General features: G+C 61.2%; 16 protein-coding genes and 1 pseudogene. 14 read left to right on the top strand and 3 right to left on the bottom strand.

All coding sequences use genetic code 11. The annotated features are described in order from the left end of the window. The first annotated feature begins 199 nt into the window (after positions 1-199). The 4 genes from ppsA (at position 200) to ACFDR9_RS09900 (ending at position 4,995) form a co-directional block, all read left to right on the top strand. Complete coding sequence (ppsA, locus tag ACFDR9_RS09915; RefSeq protein WP_035788434.1) at positions 200-2,560, top strand: phosphoenolpyruvate synthase; 2,361 nt, start codon at positions 200-202, stop codon at positions 2,558-2,560. 195 nt (positions 2,561-2,755) lie between these two features. After that, positions 2,756-3,172: an NfeD family protein gene (locus ACFDR9_RS09910; RefSeq protein ID WP_026132710.1), complete on the top strand. Its 417-nt coding sequence runs from the start codon at positions 2,756-2,758 to the stop codon at positions 3,170-3,172. A 105-nt stretch (positions 3,173-3,277) separates the two neighbouring features. Further along, complete coding sequence (locus ACFDR9_RS09905; protein ID WP_017875986.1) at positions 3,278-4,225, top strand: SPFH domain-containing protein; 948 nt, start codon at positions 3,278-3,280, stop codon at positions 4,223-4,225. Positions 4,226-4,686: 461 nt separating this feature from the next. Then, a complete protein-coding gene (locus tag ACFDR9_RS09900) occupies positions 4,687-4,995 on the top strand; it encodes an H-NS family nucleoid-associated regulatory protein (protein ID WP_409030880.1) in 309 nt (102 codons plus the stop codon). A gap of 323 nt (positions 4,996-5,318) precedes the next feature. On the opposite strand, the gene smpB is transcribed toward ACFDR9_RS09900, so the two are convergent. Beyond that, positions 5,319-5,768 carry an SsrA-binding protein SmpB gene (gene smpB, locus ACFDR9_RS09895; protein ID WP_017875984.1) on the bottom strand — a complete coding sequence of 150 codons (450 nt, stop codon included), beginning with the start codon at positions 5,766-5,768 and terminating at the stop codon, positions 5,319-5,321. Between the two features lie 96 nt (positions 5,769-5,864). Here smpB and ACFDR9_RS09890 point away from each other — a divergent pair, with 96 nt between their 5' ends. Both ACFDR9_RS09890 and ACFDR9_RS09885 read left to right on the top strand, forming a co-directional pair. Next, on the top strand, positions 5,865-6,296 hold the full coding sequence (locus ACFDR9_RS09890) for a type II toxin-antitoxin system RatA family toxin (protein ID WP_026132709.1): 432 nt from the start codon (positions 5,865-5,867) through the stop codon (positions 6,294-6,296). Between the two features lie 4 nt (positions 6,297-6,300). Next, entirely contained in the window at positions 6,301-6,594 is a 294-nt protein-coding gene (locus ACFDR9_RS09885; protein WP_409030879.1) for an RnfH family protein, read from the top strand. A 43-nt stretch (positions 6,595-6,637) separates the two neighbouring features. Here ACFDR9_RS09885 and ACFDR9_RS09880 read toward each other — a convergent pair whose 3' ends face one another. Beyond that, positions 6,638-7,159: a DUF4124 domain-containing protein gene (locus ACFDR9_RS09880; protein ID WP_409030878.1), complete on the bottom strand. Its 522-nt coding sequence runs from the start codon at positions 7,157-7,159 to the stop codon at positions 6,638-6,640. A 161-nt stretch (positions 7,160-7,320) separates the two neighbouring features. Here ACFDR9_RS09880 and guaB point away from each other — a divergent pair, with 161 nt between their 5' ends. From guaB to ACFDR9_RS09865, 3 genes are all read left to right on the top strand, one after another. Continuing rightward, a complete protein-coding gene (gene guaB / locus ACFDR9_RS09875) occupies positions 7,321-8,784 on the top strand; it encodes an IMP dehydrogenase (protein ID WP_026132707.1) in 1,464 nt (487 codons plus the stop codon). A gap of 125 nt (positions 8,785-8,909) precedes the next feature. After that, positions 8,910-10,520, top strand: a complete 1,611-nt coding sequence (gene guaA, locus ACFDR9_RS09870) for a glutamine-hydrolyzing GMP synthase (protein WP_409030877.1) — start codon at positions 8,910-8,912, stop codon at positions 10,518-10,520. 345 nt (positions 10,521-10,865) lie between these two features. Next, on the top strand, positions 10,866-11,183 hold the full coding sequence (locus ACFDR9_RS09865) for a DUF86 domain-containing protein (protein ID WP_409030876.1): 318 nt from the start codon (positions 10,866-10,868) through the stop codon (positions 11,181-11,183). 345 nt (positions 11,184-11,528) lie between these two features. Here the strand turns inward: ACFDR9_RS09865 and ACFDR9_RS09860 are convergent, their stop codons facing one another. Further along, complete coding sequence (locus ACFDR9_RS09860; protein WP_409030875.1) at positions 11,529-12,410, bottom strand: LysR family transcriptional regulator; 882 nt, start codon at positions 12,408-12,410, stop codon at positions 11,529-11,531. A gap of 143 nt (positions 12,411-12,553) precedes the next feature. On the opposite strand from ACFDR9_RS09860, the gene ACFDR9_RS09855 reads away from it, so the two are divergent. The 5 genes and pseudogenes from ACFDR9_RS09855 to ACFDR9_RS09835 all read left to right on the top strand — a co-directional run. Further along, entirely contained in the window at positions 12,554-12,979 is a 426-nt protein-coding gene (locus ACFDR9_RS09855) for a VOC family protein (RefSeq protein ID WP_409030874.1), read from the top strand. A gap of 60 nt (positions 12,980-13,039) precedes the next feature. Next, positions 13,040-14,296: a cation:dicarboxylate symporter family transporter gene (locus ACFDR9_RS09850; RefSeq protein WP_409030873.1), complete on the top strand. Its 1,257-nt coding sequence runs from the start codon at positions 13,040-13,042 to the stop codon at positions 14,294-14,296. Further along, the gene (locus ACFDR9_RS09845; RefSeq protein ID WP_409030872.1) at positions 14,293-14,685 is read left to right on the top strand and encodes a nuclear transport factor 2 family protein; all 393 of its coding nucleotides are present in this window, start codon (positions 14,293-14,295) and stop codon (positions 14,683-14,685) included. Before ACFDR9_RS09850 ends, ACFDR9_RS09845 begins: the two co-directional genes overlap by 4 nt. 350 nt (positions 14,686-15,035) lie before the next feature. Continuing rightward, positions 15,036-15,986 (top strand): amino acid ABC transporter substrate-binding protein, encoded by a 951-nt coding sequence (locus tag ACFDR9_RS09840; protein ID WP_409030871.1) that lies wholly within the window; start codon positions 15,036-15,038, stop codon positions 15,984-15,986. A 19-nt stretch (positions 15,987-16,005) separates the two neighbouring features. After that, positions 16,006-16,508 (top strand): annotated as a pseudogene (locus ACFDR9_RS09835) (DDE-type integrase/transposase/recombinase); the annotation flags it as partial. Positions 16,509-16,655: the final 147 nt, after the last annotated feature.

Raw genomic sequence — 16,655 nt, 5'->3', positions numbered from 1 at the left:
TCGTCGTCAAACTGCGTCGCGGGCTGTTAAAATGGGGCAACGGTATGATTGTGCTGCACGACGCCCAGAATAACAAGAACACATGTCAGTGCGCCTCGCGACGATTTCTATCATCAGTAAAGGTGTCATTATGACCAACGCAGCATTGCAGGAGCAGAACAACGAGGCGGTGTACGTCGCTTCGTTCGACCATTTGCGCATGACGGATGTCGAATCCGTCGGCGGCAAGAACGCCTCGCTCGGCGAAATGATCAGCCAACTGGCGGGCGCGGGTGTGCGCGTGCCGGGCGGCTTCGCCACCACCGCGCAAGCGTTCCGCGACTTCCTGTCGTACAGCGCCAACGGCGGCGCCCCGCTGGCCCAGCGCATCGCCGACCGCCTGGAAGGCTTGAACATCGACGACGTGCGTTCGCTGGCCCTGGCCGGCGCCGAAATCCGCAAGTGGATCGTCGAAACCCCGTTCCAGCCGCGCCTGGCCAGCGAAATCGCCGCGTTCTACGAGAAACTGGTGGCCGATTCGGACACCGAGATGTCGTTTGCCGTGCGTTCCTCGGCCACCGCCGAAGATTTGCCGGACGCCTCCTTTGCCGGCCAGCAAGAAACCTTCCTCAACGTGGTCGGCATCGACAACGTGCTTGAAGCCATGAAGGAAGTGTTCGCCTCGTTGTACAACGACCGCGCCATCTCCTACCGCGTGCACAAGGGCTTCACCCACGCCGAAGTGGCGCTGTCGGCCGGCGTGCAACGCATGGTGCGCTCCGACCTGGGCGCGGCCGGCGTCATGTTCACCATCGACACCGAGTCCGGCTTCAAGGACGTGGTCTTCGTCACCTCCAGCTACGGCCTGGGCGAGACGGTGGTGCAGGGCGCGGTCAATCCGGACGAGTTCTACGTCCACAAGCCGATGCTGGAACTGGGCAAATCGCCTGTGATCCGCCGCAACATCGGCTCCAAGCTGCTGAAAATGGAATTCACCAACGAAGCCAAGGCCGGCCGCTCCGTGAAAACCGTCGACGTGCCCGTTGAAATGCGCAACCGCTACTCGCTGAACGACAGCGAAGTGGTGGAGCTGGCGAAATACGCCGTCATCATCGAGAACCACTACGGCCGTCCAATGGACATCGAGTGGGGCAAGGACGGCCGCGACGGCAAGCTGTACATCCTGCAGGCGCGTCCTGAAACCGTCAAATCGCAACAGAAATCGACCGACGCGCAGCAGCGCTTCAAGCTCAAAAGCAGCGGCACGGTGCTGACCTCGGGCCGCGCCATCGGCCAGAAAATCGGCGCCGGCCCGGTCCGCGTGATCCACGATCCGGCCGACATGGAACGCGTCCAACCGGGCGACGTGCTGGTGGCCGACATGACCGACCCGAACTGGGAGCCGGTCATGAAGCGCGCCGCGGCGATCGTCACCAACCGCGGCGGGCGCACCTGCCACGCGGCGATTATCGCCCGTGAACTGGGTGTCCCCGCCGTGGTCGGTTGCGGCAACGCCACCGAGCTGCTGAAGGACGGCACCTTCGTCACCGTGTCCTGCGCCGAAGGCGACGAGGGCCGCATCTACGACGGCCTGCTGGAAACGGAAGTGTCGGAAGAGGCGCGCGGCGAACTGCCACCGTTGCCGACGAAGATCATGCTCAACGTCGGCAATCCGCAGATGGCGTTCGACTTCCAGTCGATCCCGAACGCCGGCGTCGGCCTGGCGCGTCTGGAATTCATCATCAACAACAACATCGGCGTGCATCCGAAGGCGATTCTCGAGTATCCGAACATCGACGCCGACCTGAAGAAAGCCGTGGAATCGGTCGCCCGCGGCCACGCCTCGCCGAAAGCGTTCTACATCGACAAGCTGGCCGAGGGTATCGCCACCATCGCCGCCGCGTTCTGGCCAAAACCGGTCATCGTGCGCCTGTCCGACTTCAAGTCGAACGAGTACAAGAAGCTGATCGGCGGTTCGCGCTACGAGCCGGACGAGGAAAACCCGATGTTGGGCTTCCGCGGCGCCGCGCGCTACCTGTCGCCGGACTTCGCCGAGTCGTTCGAGATGGAATGCCTGGCCATGAAGCGCGTGCGCAACGACATGGGCCTGACCAACGTCGAGATCATGGTGCCGTTCGTGCGTACCCTGGGCCAAGCCGCGAAAGTCGTCGACCTGCTGGGTAAAAACGGCCTGAAGCGCGGCGAAAACGGCCTGCGCCTGATCATGATGTGCGAAGTGCCGTCGAACGCCATCCTGGCCGACCAGTTCCTCGAGTATTTCGACGGTTTCTCGATCGGTTCGAACGATCTGACCCAGCTGACGCTGGGCCTGGACCGCGATTCCGGCATGGCCTTGCTGGCCGCCGACTTCGACGAGCGCGACCCGGCCGTGAAAGCGTTGCTGGCGATGGCCATCAAGGCTTGCCGCGCGCAGGGCAAATACATCGGCATTTGCGGCCAGGGGCCGTCCGACCATCCGGACTTCGCGGTCTGGCTGATGGAGCAGGGCATTGAATCGATGTCGCTGAACCCGGACTCGGTGATCGACACCTGGCAAAAACTGGCGGCGCTGCAGAAATAATGGCGCCGGAATGGGATATAAATAGCAAACAATGAACATTGTCGTTTTGACGGCAAGGTAATGTGCGTTAGACTGGCTGCATATAAGAGTCTGGCAAAAACTATTAATACATACCCATTCGCAAGACAAAACCCTCGCCGCCCTTATCGGGCTGCAGGGGTTTTTTTTAGTCGTTTTACTTGAACGGGAGGCGTGATGTCGGATTGGATGAGCTGGTTCCTGGTGGCCGGCGTGGTGGTGATTCTGGAGCTATTTACCGGAACCTTTTATCTGTTGATGATCGCCATCGGTATCGCCGCCGGCGCTCTGGTGGCGCTGGCCGGGCCGGGGATGCCGGTGCAGACCCTGGTGGCGGCGGCGGTCGGCGTGCTGGCCACGCTGCTGCTACGGCGCAGCAAATACGGCAAGCCGGCGACGTCGGAGGCGGGGCGCGACGCCAACGTGAATATGGACGTGGGCCAGCGCATTGACGTGGCGCATTGGGTCGACGGCGAAGCGCGGGTGATGTACCGGGGCGCGCAATGGGATGTGCAACTGGCGCCCGGCGCCAATCCCGAGGCCGGCAACTACATTATTCAGGAAGTGCGCGGCAGCCGCCTGATCGTCGGCTAGGGCAATGCTAGAGGGGGCCGTAGGTCGGCTTAGCGCCAGCGTAAGCCGATATCACGCGGCCAATCGAATTCAGCGATACCATTTAATACACCAGGAGAGCAGCATATGGACATCAGTTTCGGTAGCGTCACCATCGTTTTCTTCATTTTCGCGCTGGTCTTTGTATTCAAGACCATCAACGTCGTTCCGCAACAGCACGCCTGGGTGGTCGAACGCCTTGGCAAATACCACGCCACGCTGGGGCCGGGCTTGAACATCGTCATTCCGTTTGTCGACCGCATCGCCTATAAACACTCGCTGAAGGAAATCCCGCTCGACGTGCCGCCGCAGGTCTGTATCACGCGCGACAACACGCAACTGCAAGTGGACGGCATTTTGTACTTCCAGATCACCGACGCGATGCGCGCGTCCTACGGCTCGTCGAATTACATCGCGGCGATTACGCAATTGGCGCAAACCACGCTGCGCTCGGTGATCGGCAAAATGGAACTGGATAAGACGTTTGAAGAACGCGACCATATCAACACGACCATCGTCAACGCCATCGATGAATCGGCGGCGAACTGGGGCGTCAAGGTGCTGCGCTATGAAATCAAGGATCTGACGCCGCCAAAGGAAATCCTGCATGCAATGCAGGCGCAAATTACCGCCGAGCGCGAAAAGCGCGCGCTGATCGCCGCCTCCGAGGGGCGGCGCCAGGAGCAGATCAATATCGCCAGCGGCGAACGGGAAGCGTCGATTGCCCGCTCCGAAGGCGAAAAGCAGGCGTCGATTAACCGGGCGCAGGGGCAGGCCACGGCGATTGTCGCGCTGGCCGAGGCGAACGCCGAGGCGCTGCGCCAAGTGGCGGCGGCGATTCGCGAGCCGGGCGGCGCCGACGCGGTGAATTTGAAAGTGGCCGAGCAATATGTCGGGGCCTTCGCGCAATTGGCCAAGACGAATAACTCGATTATCGTTCCCGCCAATATGGGCGATATCAGCGGCTTGATCGCTACCGCAATGCAAGTCGTAAAGACCCAGAAAAAACTGCCGGGCGAGGGTGTGCAGGCCTGAAAAGATACGGCTTATGGCATTAAAACAACAGTTGTCTAGGCATGCATAGACGTCGGGGAATGCTGTGGAATAAGCCGGATAAGGGCGGGCGCGGTCGAAAACAATGCGGCGGCGCCCGGCCGGTGCCGATTTAAACAAAGCGCAGTGGATCAGGGGCGCTCCAGAGGGGAATTGCTATTTACTGTTATTAAAAATTGCAAGATAATTGAAGCTATATTGCAATCCGGTACCGGCATTATCTATGTTAGCGCTGGTTGAACCGGTTCGACATTGGCGGCGGCGTGTGGAAATTGGATGGGCTTGAATGGCGCGTGGGCGCCGGGCGGCGCTATAATTTCGGGATAGCGAAGGCCGCGAGTCGAATTAGATGTAAAAAATATCAAAAAACGCGCAAAGCGCGTTACAATTGGATAGAATCTTTTTTCTTAACCTTCATCGTTCATACACCCACAGGAGACATCATGGATCTATCCACTTTATCCCTCGCCGATTTGCGTAAACTGCAAGACGACATCAAGAAACAAATGAAGAAGCGCGAACAAGACGATCTGAGCAAAGCCCGGGAACAAATCCTGGCAATCGCGCAGAGCGTTGGCGTTTCGGTCAAAGACTTGGTTGGCACCGGTATCCGCGCTAAGACCGGCACCGTAGCGGTACGTTACCGCAATCCTAACGACACGTCGCAGCAATGGACGGGTCGCGGTCGTCAACCGAAATGGGTAAAAGAATGGACTGATTCCGGCAAATCGCGCGATTTGCTGAAGGTTTAAGAACCGTTCATTCGGATGCTTGCCAGTTTATCTGCCGCAAGCATCCGGACCCGGCCGGCGCCAGCGGAAACAAACCGCCGACGCGCCTGATCCGGTCTGTATATGCACGCGGCCACCCCGCGGCGTCGAGTCTGCGATGGCTCCTCCGGCCCTTGCGCACCGCCAGTACAAGATGGTGGCCGGCTGTGAATCACCCCAATCAAATAATCGTCTATCCCCGGCCTTGCGATGTTCCGCGCGGCGCGGCCTTGTTCCATTGCCCGGACATGAAAAAGCCCGGTGCGCGACCGGGCTTGGGGCGGGGCGGACGAGGAGGCGGCTTATTAGCGGCGGTGCGTCTTCATTGCCGCCTGGACTTCGCGGCTGCCATCGCGGTCTTTTTCCGCAGCGCGTTTATCGTGCTGCTTCTTGCCCTTGGCCAGGCCGATTTCGCATTTGATGCGGCCGCCCTTGTAATGCAGGTTGAGTGGCACCAGGGTAAAGCCGGAACGGACGACTTTGCCGATCAATTTGCTCATCTCGGCTTTGTGCAGCAGCAGCTTGCGCGTGCGCACCGCCTCCGGATGGATGTGGGTGGACGCGGTCGGCAGCGCGCTGATGTGGGCGCCGAACAGGAATAGTTCGTCGCCCCGGACGACGACGTAGGCCTCCTTGATCTGCACGCGGGCGTCGCGGATCGCCTTGACTTCCCAGCCTTCGAGCACGAGGCCCGCTTCGTAGCGATCCTCGATGAAGTAGTCGTGAAAGGCTTTTTTATTGTCAGCTATGGTCATGAGATGGTAAATGTGCGCGGGTCGGTTAAACTACTGTCTCGCGCAAGCGCGATCAAAACGATTGAGATATTCAACATCATAGCAAACGGTTCTTCAATGGCAGTAGTACATAAATCAGTTTTCCTGGGATACAGCGCGGAACAGATGTTCGCGCTGGTGGCGGCAGTCGAGGACTATCCCAAATTTTTGCCCTGGTGCGGCGGTGTCGAGGTGCGCGAGCGCGGCGAGCACACCGTTGTGGCAAGCCTGGCGATACATTACCACGGAGTGCGGCAAAGCTTCACGACATCGAACGAGAACGCGCCGTCCACCAGCATCAAGATGAAGCTGGTGGACGGGCCTTTCAAGTCCCTGGACGGCGTCTGGACGTTCAAGGCGCTGCGGGCCGACGCCTGCAAGATCGAACTCGACTTGCACTACGAATTTTCCAGCCGCGTGCTGGAGCAAATCATCGGGCCGGTGTTCGGCATGATCGCCAACAGCATGGTTGACTCCTTCTGCAAGCGCGCCGAGACGGTGTATGGGTGAGGCGATGACTCAGCAGATCAAGGTGCAGGTGTGCTACGCGACGCCCGACTACGAATTCCTGCGCGATCTGCAGGTGCCCGCCGGCACGACGCTGGAGCAGGCTGTGCGCTTGAGCGGCCTGCTGCTGGAGGTGCCGCAAATCAACCTGGCCAGCGCGGCCGTCGGCGTCTACGCCAAGAAAAAAACGCTCGACACCGTCTTGCGCGAGCACGACCGCGTCGAAGTCTACCGCCCGCTGCTGGCGGACCCGAAGGAAACGCGGCGCCGCCGCGCCGGCGTGAAGCCAGCCAAGACCTGATTTAGGCGGTTTCGGCGTTGTGGCAATTGGTGACAGCGCCGCGCTATTTGCAGTCGGCCAGCGCGCGCTGCACTTTTTTGCTTTGCTGCGCGCGCTCTTCGTCACCCATGTAGCCGGGCTGGCCGGCCTTGTCGGTGGTGCCGATGCGCCGGCCCGATTCCAGCGTCTGCTTGCTCTGGCGCAGGCCGGCGCAATTGCTGTCGATGTCGGCCTGGCGCTTGGCCGCTTCGGCGGCCTTCTGCTCCTTCTCGGCCTCGTCGGCTTTGCGCTTGCGAAAGTCGGCGTTGCGCTCGGCGGTGGTCGGCTCCGCCTTGGGCGCCTGCGCGCCGGCCGCAGGGATGGATGCGGCCGCCGCGGCCTCGCCGCCGGCCGCCTCCTGCAACGCGGCGCCGGGCGCCTTCAGGATGCGTTTGGCCGGCACCGCCGGCGGCGGCGGGCGGTCCGAATACTGCCGCAGACCCTTGTCGTCGAGCCATACGTATTGCGCCTGCGCCAGCGCCGCCGCGGCCAGCAGCGCGCCGCCGAATAGCAGGCGTGGCCAGGGTGTTGCTTGTTTCGTCGTCATGTGCGTCTTTCGGTTGGCCTTGTGCCCAGATTTCGCCATGTTTCCACACGGAAGTCAATCGCGGCACCGCATGTCGACCATTTTGCCGATGTCTTTCCCGTATGCAAAGACGAGAGGGGATTTTGTCTGTATAATTCACTTTTGCGCCAATAGGAAATGCTATGCGTCTACTTCAAAAAGCACTCACATTCGATGACGTGCTGCTCGTCCCCGCTTACTCCAACGTTTTGCCTGTCGATACGTCCCTCAAGACTCGCCTGACCCGCAACATCTCGCTGAATATTCCGCTGCTGTCGGCGGCGATGGACACCGTGACCGAAGCCCGTCTGGCCATCGCCATGGCGCAAGAAGGCGGTATCGGCATTATCCACAAGAATCTGAATCCGAAAGACCAGGCGCGCGAAGTGGCGCGGGTCAAACGTTTCGAAGCGGGCGTGCTGCGCGACCCTATCACGATTCCGCCGGAAATGAAGATCCGCGACGTGATCGCGCTGACGGAGCAATACGGCATCAGCGGTTTCCCCGTGGTGCAGGGCAAGGAAGTAGTCGGCATCATCACCAACCGCGATTTGCGTTTTGAGCAGGAACTGGACGCCGAAGCGCGCGCCAAGATGACCCCGCGCGAAAAACTGGTGTTCGTCACCGAAGGCGCCGACCTGGCCGAAGCCAAGCGCCTGATGAACAAGCACCGCCTCGAACGCGTGCTTGTGGTCAACGAAGCGTTTGAACTGCGCGGCCTGATCACCGTCAAGGACATTCAGAAAGCCACCGAACATCCGTTCGCCTCCAAGGATTCGCTGGGCAAGCTGCTGGTCGGCGCCGCCGTCGGCGTCAGCGCCAAGGACGAGGAGCGCATCGAACTGCTGGTCGCCGCCGGCGTCGACGTGCTGGTGGTCGACACCGCCCACGGCCATTCGCAGGGCATCCTGGATCGGGTGCGCTGGATCAAAACCAAATTTCCCCACGTTGACGTCATCGGCGGCAACATCGCCACCGCCGCCGCCGCCCTGGCGCTGGTCGAATACGGCGCCGACGCGGTCAAGGTCGGCATCGGCCCTGGCTCGATCTGCACCACCCGTATCGTCGCCGGCGTCGGCGTGCCGCAAATCACCGCGATTTCCAACGTTGCCGAAGCGTTGGCCGGCACCGGCGTGCCGTGCATCGCCGACGGCGGCATCCGCTTCTCGGGCGACATCTCGAAGGCGCTGGCCGCCGGCGCCTCGACCGTGATGATGGGCAGCATGTTCGCCGGCACCGAAGAAGCGCCTGGCGAAGTGATCCTGTACCAGGGCCGCAGCTTCAAGTCCTACCGCGGCATGGGCAGCCTGGGTGCGATGACGGACGGCTCGGCCGACCGTTATTTCCAGGACGCCACCATGAAGGCCGACAAGTTCGTGCCAGAAGGTATCGAAGGGCGCGTCGCCTACAAGGGCAGCGTGCTGGCGATCATCTACCAACTGGTCGGCGGCGTGCGCCAATCGATGGGTTACTGCGGTTGCGCCACCATCGACGAACTGCGCGAAAAAGCCGAATTCGTGGAAATCACGTCGGCCGGCATGCGCGAGTCGCATGTGCACGACGTGCAGATCACCAAGGAAGCGCCGAACTACCGCTCCGGCGACTGATGTTGCAAGGGCTGGCGCGGCAACGTCGCGCCAGCAGCCGTCCCGCCACCGGCGGGGCGCGCCACCGTTTTCCACCGGGGCAGAGCGCCTGCTCCCCGATGTATTCATTGAAAAGTGCCCACTCCATGCATTCTAAAATCCTCATCCTCGATTTCGGCTCACAAGTCACCCAGTTGATCGCCCGCCGCGTGCGCGATTCCGGCGTGTTCTCCGAAGTGTTCCCGCACGACGTCAGCGACGAGTTCGTGCGCAACTACGGCGCCGCCGGCGTGATCCTGTCGGGAAGCCACAGCTCAGTGCTGGAAGGCGACGCGCCGCGCGCGCCGCAGGCCGTGTTCGAATTGGGCGTGCCGGTGCTGGGCATCTGCTACGGCATGCAGACGATGGCCGCGCAACTGGGCGGCAAGGTTGAAAACGGCCTGGTGCGCGAATTCGGCTACGCCGAAGTGCGCGCCCGCAGCCACACTAAGCTGCTCGACGGCATCGCCGACTTCGTCACCGACGAAGGCCACGGCATGCTGAAGGTGTGGATGAGCCACGGCGACAAGGTGCTCGAGATGCCGCCCGGCTTCAAGCTGATGGGCAACTCGGCCAGTTGCGCGATCGCCGCCATGGCCGACGAGGAGCGCCGCTTCTACGCCGTGCAATTCCACCCGGAAGTGACGCACACGATGCAGGGCAAGGCCATCCTGGGCCGTTTCGTGCATGAAATCTGCGGCTGCAAATCCGACTGGAACATGCCTGACTATATCACCGAGGCGGTCGAGAAGATCCGCGCCCAGGTCGGCACCGACGACGTCATCCTCGGCCTGTCCGGCGGCGTCGACTCGTCGGTTGCCGCCGCGCTGATCCACCGCGCCATCGGCGACCAGTTGACCTGCGTCTTCGTCGACCACGGCCTGCTGCGCCTGGACGAGGGCAAGATGGTGATGGACATGTTCGCCAAGAACCTCGGCGTCAAAGTCATCCGCGTCGACGCCGAAGAGCAATTCATGGGCCACCTGGCCGGCGTCGTCGACCCGGAAGCGAAGCGCAAAATCATCGGCCGCGAATTCGTCGAAGTGTTCCAGGTCGAAGCGGGCAAGCTCTCCAACGCCAAATGGCTGGCGCAGGGCACCATCTACCCCGACGTCATCGAAAGCGCCGGCAAGGGCAAGAAGGGCCAGACCATTAAGAGCCACCACAACGTCGGCGGTTTGCCGGAGACCTTGAACCTGAAGTTGCTCGAACCGCTACGTGAACTGTTCAAGGACGAAGTGCGCAAGCTGGGCGTCGCGCTCGGGCTGCCGCACGAGATGGTTTACCGCCATCCGTTCCCTGGTCCTGGCCTGGGCGTGCGTATCCTCGGCGAGGTGAAGAAGGACTTCGCCGACCTGCTGCGCCGCGCCGACGCGATCTTCATCGAAGAGCTGCGCAACGCGCCGTTTGAATTCGTCGGCGGCGAGGGCCTCGACCCTGAGCAGGCGCCGCGGAACTGGTACGACGGCACCAGCCAGGCCTTCGCCGTGTTCCTGCCGGTGAAGTCGGTCGGCGTCATGGGCGACGGCCGCACCTACGAGTACGTGGTGGCGCTGCGCGCGGTGCAGACGCAGGACTTCATGACGGCGCACTGGGCGCACCTGCCGCACTCGCTGCTGGGCAAAGTGTCGAACCGCATCATCAATGAAGTGCGCGGCATCAACCGCGTGGTCTACGATATTTCCGGCAAGCCACCCGCGACCATCGAGTGGGAATAACTTTCCTGAAGGAACGTTATCCCCTCAGATGTGAAATCGGATGAGTCGTTGCTGGCCGATGAATGTATCGGCTGCCTGATCGAGCGTAAATGGCGGGCTTTTGCGGCAAGGGCGGTGAGTCTTTGGCCAAGCGTCCTTGCGCTGCAGCATAGCTTGTTGAACGCATAGCAGCGGTGCGTGATGACCCCGGCAACGGGTCCTTCACGAGCTCCTGCAACTGTTAGGCGTGCCGGTCGACGTCCTGAGCCCGAAGGCGTTGCCGGAAAAATTCCGAGCAGCCGTGTTGGCTGAAGTCATCGCGGTATGAGCAAGGACCAGCGGCGCTTGGCTGATTAACTGGCGCATATGCTGCAGGCGATGGAGCGGACCGGTCGTTACACCCAGGAATTGGATGAAGTCGTTTTTTTGCAAAACGAGCTGGTGCAGGATGCCGTAATCCGCAACCTCGAGATACTTGGCGAAGCCAGCAATAACGTCCAAAAACACTATCCGGAGTTCGCCGCGAAGCATCCGGAATTGCCGCTGGCATTCGCTTGTCAGATCCGCAATGCGGTGGCCCATGGCTACTTCAATGTCAATTACGAAATCGTCTGGAAGACCATCCAGGCGGACCTTCCCATGCTGCATGTCCAGGTGCAAAATGTCGTTGCTGGCTTGGCGTAAGCATGAACCCGAGCTGTTTCTGAATGTGCGAGCACGAATATCGAAGCCCTGTTTTCAGAGGGTTCAGACTGCTGAAAAACCGCAAAAGCCCTTGCCATTGGTGAGGGCTTTTGCGTATTGGAATGGCTTGCTGGGATGCGGATGCTTTGAGCGACCTGCGCTGCTCGATCCGAGCGCTCCGGGTGCGGCCTCCCCGATGGGGATCGCCGCGGTCGAGCGGAAGAAGGTCGTCAGCAGAGGGGCCGCCAGCTTCTGGCGCTGGTTCTCGTGGACGCCGTGCGGGGAGGCCGAGTGTATCGGCAATGCCGGGTCCGTGTAGCACGTACATCACGCCAGCTCGCTGCGTTACCGCGCCGGCTGGAGTCCCTGGACTTGGCCTGCGATCAGTTGCAGCAGCATGTGCGCGGGGCCGCTCAGGCTGGCCAGCGACCGGTGCACCAGCCCGATGTCCCGATGAAAAGTGTGTTGCCCCAGATCGATTGCGCGTACCGCAGCCGGCCAGCGCCGCTGCGCCGCCGTTTGCGGTACCAATGCCACGCCCACGCGGTTGGCCACCAGCTTGACGATGGCGTCCAGTTCGTCGACTTCGCATATTTCCCGCAGCGGGAGATGCATTTTCCGCAGGAAGCGGTCAACCTGGCGCCCGCCGAACGAAGCGCGGTCGTAGCGCACGAACGGCTGTTGCGACAGCAACTCGACCCAGTCGTCGCCCGGCGTATCGCGCGGGACGATCAGCCGGAACGGCTCGCGCGCCAGCGTGGTCCAGAGCAGGTCGCTTTGCAGCGAGAAGGGGGGACGGATGATGGCCGCCATGTCGATCTCCCCCGCATCGACCATGTCGAGCAACTCCATCGACAAGCCCGGCAGGACGCGCGTCCTGCAGCCCGGACATTGCCGGTGCAGCGCGGCCAGCGCGTCCGGCAGCACGGAGCGCTGCACCGAGGCGATGGCGCCGATGTTCACCACGCTGGCGGGCACGCCGGCCGTCGCGGACCCAAGGTTGTCGTAGAGCAGTAACAATACCTGCGTTTGTTCCAGGATCTGGTGGCCCATCTTGTTGAGGCGCGCCGAGCGCCCCGCGCGGTCGAACAGGGGGAAGCCGAGTTCGGCCTGCAGGCGCTGCATCTGGGCGCTCACGGCCGCCTGTGTCAAACCGATCTTGTCGCCGGCTGCGGCGAAAGTGCCCTCCCGCGCGACGGCGACCAGTGTTTTCAGCTCGCGTATCATTCATCATTCCTGTTTGTGTTTTTCAAAAATATATATTGATTTTCTTTTGGTTTTCGGCATTTTACAATGCCTGCGTCAGGGTGTGGACATCTTCGGATGTCGCCGCCGTACAACCATCACAACCGTCAAACAGGAGATTCCTCATGAAACTTTCGCCTTTCCACCTGGCCATTCCAGTGTACGACCTGCCAGCCGCACGCCGCTTTTACGGCGAAGTCTTAGGGCTGGAGGAGGGGCGCTCCAGCGCCCAATGGGTGGACTTCAATTTCTACGGCCATCAACTGGTGATACACGAGCACCCCAAAACGGCTTCGCAGGAACAGGCGCATTCCAACCCGGTGGATGGACATGATGTACCGGCGCCCCACTTCGGCGTCGTGATGGACTGGGGCCAGTGGGAAGCGCTGGCCGAGCGCCTGAAATCGTTCGGCACCAAGTTCGTGATCGAACCCTACGTCCGCTTCAAGGGCCAGGTAGGCGAGCAGGCCACCATGTTCCTGTTCGATCCCTGTGGCAACGCCCTCGAGTTCAAGGCCTTCCAGGACATCGGCCAGCTCTTCGCGAAGTGACGCGCGCGGCGCGGGCTGCGGCCCGTGCCACTCCACTACAAAATAATACGGGGGACAGGCATGAAACGGATTTCTTTGGTTAATCAAATTGTCATCGGGCTGGTGCTCGGCATCCTGGTCGGATGGCATTTCAACACGCACCCGCTGCACCAAGCATGGGTGAGCGCGGAAATATTGAAGCCGCTGGGCGACATCTTCATCAGGATGATGAAGATGGTTGTGGTGCCCATGGTCCTGTGCTGCATGGTGTTGGGGATCGCCGGCGGCGACAACAAGTCATTTGGCCGCATGGGGGCGAAATCCCTGGGTTATTTCTTCGTCATCAGCAGCCTGGCGATCGTCGTCGGCCTGCTGCTGGCGAATGTGTTCAAGCCCGGGGTCGGCACCGACATCTCGGGGATGGCGCATGGCGGGTCGGCGCTGAAGATGGAGCCGACCAAGGGGGCGCTGGTCATCCTGCAGAACATTGTCCCGGAGAACATCTTCGTGGCGCTGTCGGAGGGAAAGCTGCTTTCCATACTGTTTTTTGCCGTGCTGTTCGGGCTGTCGCTGAACTCCCTGCCGAGGGAAAGGAGCGCGCCGGTGGTGGCGGTACTGCAGGGCGTGCTGGATGCGATGTTCAAGGTGGTGGGCATCGTCATGGCCTACGCGCCGGTCGGCGTCTTTGGCATGATAGGCGCCACCGTCTGCGCCTTCGGATTCGCCTCGCTGCTGCCGTTGTTGAAGTTGATCGGCGTGGTCTACTTGGCGCTCATCATCTTTGCCGTGGTCGTGCTAGGCGGCATCTGCTATCTAATCGATGAAAATTTGTTTAAGCTGATCCGCTATTTCAGGCACGAACTGCTCCTCGCGTTTTCCAGCGCGGCGTCGGCGGCGGTCATGCCGCAACTGATGGCCAAGCTGGAGAGCTATGGCGTGCCGCGCCGTATCGTCAGTTTTGTTGTCCCCGTCGGCTACGCCTTCAATCTGGACGGCGCCGCGATCTTCTTGGGCGTGGCGACCATCTTCATCGCGCAATTGTATGGCATCGACCTGAGCGCGACGCAGCAGGCGCTGCTGGTGATCACCATGGTGCTGACATCCAAGGGCGCCGCCGGTGTTCCCGGCTTCGCCATCATCATTCTTTCCGCCACCCTGGCATCGGCCGGGCTACCCCTGGACGGCGTGGCGTTGATTGCCGGAATCTTCAGGATTATCGATAGCGGGACGACGACGCTCAATGTGCTGGGCAATGCCGTGGCGCCCTTGGTGATCGCCCGCTGGGAAAAGGAGAACATAGTGTGTCAACAACCACGCCCATCAGGAATCATGCAATGAGCGAAGCACGCTATGTCGAGGAGCACGGCGCCATCGTCGCGGTGTTGCGCCACTACATTGAAGGCAACGCGATGGCCGGCAGTGTGCTGGTGAAGCCGGCGTTTCACCCGCAGGCGACGATCTTCGGACAGAACGGCCAGGAAGTGTTTGGACCGGAGGTCCAGGAGCTCTACGACGCCGTCGACGCCTTGCCGCCGTATCCCGGCGCGCGTGCGGCCATTGCCCGTATCGACATCGCGGGCAATGCGGCGAGCGCGCGCGTCGACAGCGACAATATGGCGGGCAATCGCTACACCGATTTCTTAAATTTGCTGAAGGTCGACGGCACGTGGGTCATCGTCAGCAAGATCTACTATGCGCACCTGAGCGGAGCCCGGGACGTTCATTGAGACCTTGGAGTGGCTAGCCATACGTTGGGCAAGGAGAGCCGCGGCGTTGCGGCGGTGGGGTTGTGCCGACGGGCCACACCCCACACACCGCTAGTATTGCATCAATTTTTTTGATGTAAAACACAAATTAATATCGTTTTTTTTACTCAGGCCTGACTGCCATACTCTAAAACAACCGGAAGGGTATTCGCCCCCGGTTCTGTGCGGCCGGCCTGTCCTTCTGTTTCCTCGGCCCGCTGGTGCTTGGCTTGGGCGGGTGTTGGCGGCACTGCCCGCGCCAACCTTGCCACCGCTTGCGGGCGCCGTCAGCTGACGGCCGACGTTTACCTAACTGTATCGGAGTAGATTAAATGAAATTTTCGACCTTCACGGCGGTGCTGCTCGGCGCCGCGTTCCTTGGCGCAGGCGCGCAGGCGCAGGAATTGACCGGCACGCTGGCCAAGATCAAGAAGACCGGCCTCATCACGCTGGGCGTGCGCGACGGCGCCGTGCCGTTTTCCTTCCTGGACGATAAGCAGCAATACCAGGGCTATTCGGTAGACCTGTGCATGAAGGTCGTGACGGCGCTGCAAAAGCAGTTGGGCCTGGGGGAGCTGAAAGTGATGATGAACCCGGTCACCGCCGCCAACCGCATCCCGCTGATGGCCAACGGCACCATCGATCTGGAATGCGGGTCGACCACCAACAACCTCGAGCGCCAGCAGCAGGTCGCGTTCGCGCCCACCATGTACGTGGTGAGCAGCCGCTTGATGGTCAAGAAATCCTCCAACATCAAGACGCTGGCGGACATGAAGGGCAAGTCCCTGGTGGTCACGGCCGGCACCACGACCCTGAAGCAGCTGACCATCCTCAACAAGGAACGCAACCTGGGCATGACCATCATGGTCGGCAAAGACCATCCGGAAACGTTCCTGATGCTGGAGACCGGCCGCGCCGCGGCCGCGGCCAACGACGACATCTTGCTGGTGTCCCAGCGCGCCAACGCCAAGGAACCCGGCGACTACGAGATCAGCAACGAGGCGCTGTCGGTCGAACCCTACGGCATCATGCTGCGCAAAGACGATCCGGCCTTCAAGAAGGCGGTCGACGAGGCTCTCACGCGCGCCTACAAGTCGCGCGAGGACATGCAGCGCCTGTACCACAAGTGGTTCATGTCGCCGATCCCACCCAAGGGTATCAACCTGCGCCTTCCCATGTCGCCGCAGATTGAGGCGGTACTGGCCAAGCCGACCGATTCCGGCGACCCTGCCGACTATGCGACCGTGCCCGAAGCTCAGAAGGCGACGACGAAGAAAAAATAACATCAGCGGCCATGCCGGCGCCGGCTGGCTGTATCTGGCCATCGTGCTCGACCTGTTCGCACGCAAGGTCGTGGCTGGTCCATGGCGTCGAGCATGCCCGCCGAACTGAACTGGTCTGCACGCCTTGAATATGGGCATCCAGCAGCGGCAGCCGGGCCCAGGCCTGGTCGTCCATTCCGACCGTGGTAGCCAGTACGCCAGCGAGCTGTGCCAGGATCTACTCAGCGAGCACGGCTTTGTTTGCCGCATGGGCCGGAAAGGCAATTGCTGGGACAACGCGGTCGCCGAACGGTTTTTCTTGAATCTTAAATGGAACGCGTCTGGTAGCGCCAATACGCCAACCACGCCGAGGCCAAGGCCGACGTCACGGACTACTTCGTCGGCTTCTACAATTGCAAGCAATTGAACTCGGTACTGGGCAATCTGCCTCCCGCCTCCTATGAGCGGCAATGGCGAAACGCGAACCTATTGTTGCGTCCGGAACTCGGCTCTATGCCGTTTCGTGTGGAACTTGACATCTAGTACCATAGCGGGCACTGCCATTTTGAAGACGAAGAACGCCTGATGAGTATTCCCGTTGAAGCCCTGTTTACAAGCGCGCTGGGCCTGCAAGCGCCGTGGTCGGTGACCAAAGTCGAACTCGATACAGCCAAGCGGCGGATCGACTTC

The organism is Janthinobacterium sp. CG_23.3, from assembly GCF_046115965.1.
GTDB lineage: Bacteria > Pseudomonadota > Gammaproteobacteria > Burkholderiales > Burkholderiaceae_D > Janthinobacterium.
Note: the sequence above shows the minus strand (reverse complement) of the source record. Positions and strands in the feature narration are given on the sequence as shown.

Bases quoted from the DNA above. Each gene is read 5' to 3' on its own strand.
- ACFDR9_RS09855 (WP_409030874.1), top strand. From the start codon at position 12,554: ATGAAACTTTCGCCTTTCCACCTGGCCATTCCAGTGTACGACCTGCCA.
- ACFDR9_RS09910 (WP_026132710.1), top strand. From the start codon at position 2,756: ATGTCGGATTGGATGAGCTGGTTCCTGGTGGCCGGCGTGGTGGTGATT.
- ACFDR9_RS09840 (WP_409030871.1), top strand. From the start codon at position 15,036: ATGAAATTTTCGACCTTCACGGCGGTGCTGCTCGGCGCCGCGTTCCTT.
- ACFDR9_RS09885 (WP_409030879.1), top strand. From the start codon at position 6,301: ATGACTCAGCAGATCAAGGTGCAGGTGTGCTACGCGACGCCCGACTAC.
- guaA (WP_409030877.1), top strand. From the start codon at position 8,910: ATGCATTCTAAAATCCTCATCCTCGATTTCGGCTCACAAGTCACCCAG.
- smpB (WP_017875984.1), bottom strand. From the start codon at position 5,768: ATGACCATAGCTGACAATAAAAAAGCCTTTCACGACTACTTCATCGAG.
- ACFDR9_RS09900 (WP_409030880.1), top strand. From the start codon at position 4,687: ATGGATCTATCCACTTTATCCCTCGCCGATTTGCGTAAACTGCAAGAC.
- ACFDR9_RS09865 (WP_409030876.1), top strand. From the start codon at position 10,866: ATGCTGCAGGCGATGGAGCGGACCGGTCGTTACACCCAGGAATTGGAT.
- ACFDR9_RS09905 (WP_017875986.1), top strand. From the start codon at position 3,278: ATGGACATCAGTTTCGGTAGCGTCACCATCGTTTTCTTCATTTTCGCG.
- ACFDR9_RS09880 (WP_409030878.1), bottom strand. From the start codon at position 7,159: ATGACGACGAAACAAGCAACACCCTGGCCACGCCTGCTATTCGGCGGC.
- guaB (WP_026132707.1), top strand. From the start codon at position 7,321: ATGCGTCTACTTCAAAAAGCACTCACATTCGATGACGTGCTGCTCGTC.
- ACFDR9_RS09845 (WP_409030872.1), top strand. From the start codon at position 14,293: ATGAGCGAAGCACGCTATGTCGAGGAGCACGGCGCCATCGTCGCGGTG.
- ACFDR9_RS09860 (WP_409030875.1), bottom strand. From the start codon at position 12,410: ATGATACGCGAGCTGAAAACACTGGTCGCCGTCGCGCGGGAGGGCACT.
- ACFDR9_RS09890 (WP_026132709.1), top strand. From the start codon at position 5,865: ATGGCAGTAGTACATAAATCAGTTTTCCTGGGATACAGCGCGGAACAG.
- ACFDR9_RS09850 (WP_409030873.1), top strand. From the start codon at position 13,040: ATGAAACGGATTTCTTTGGTTAATCAAATTGTCATCGGGCTGGTGCTC.
- ppsA (WP_035788434.1), top strand. From the start codon at position 200: ATGACGGATGTCGAATCCGTCGGCGGCAAGAACGCCTCGCTCGGCGAA.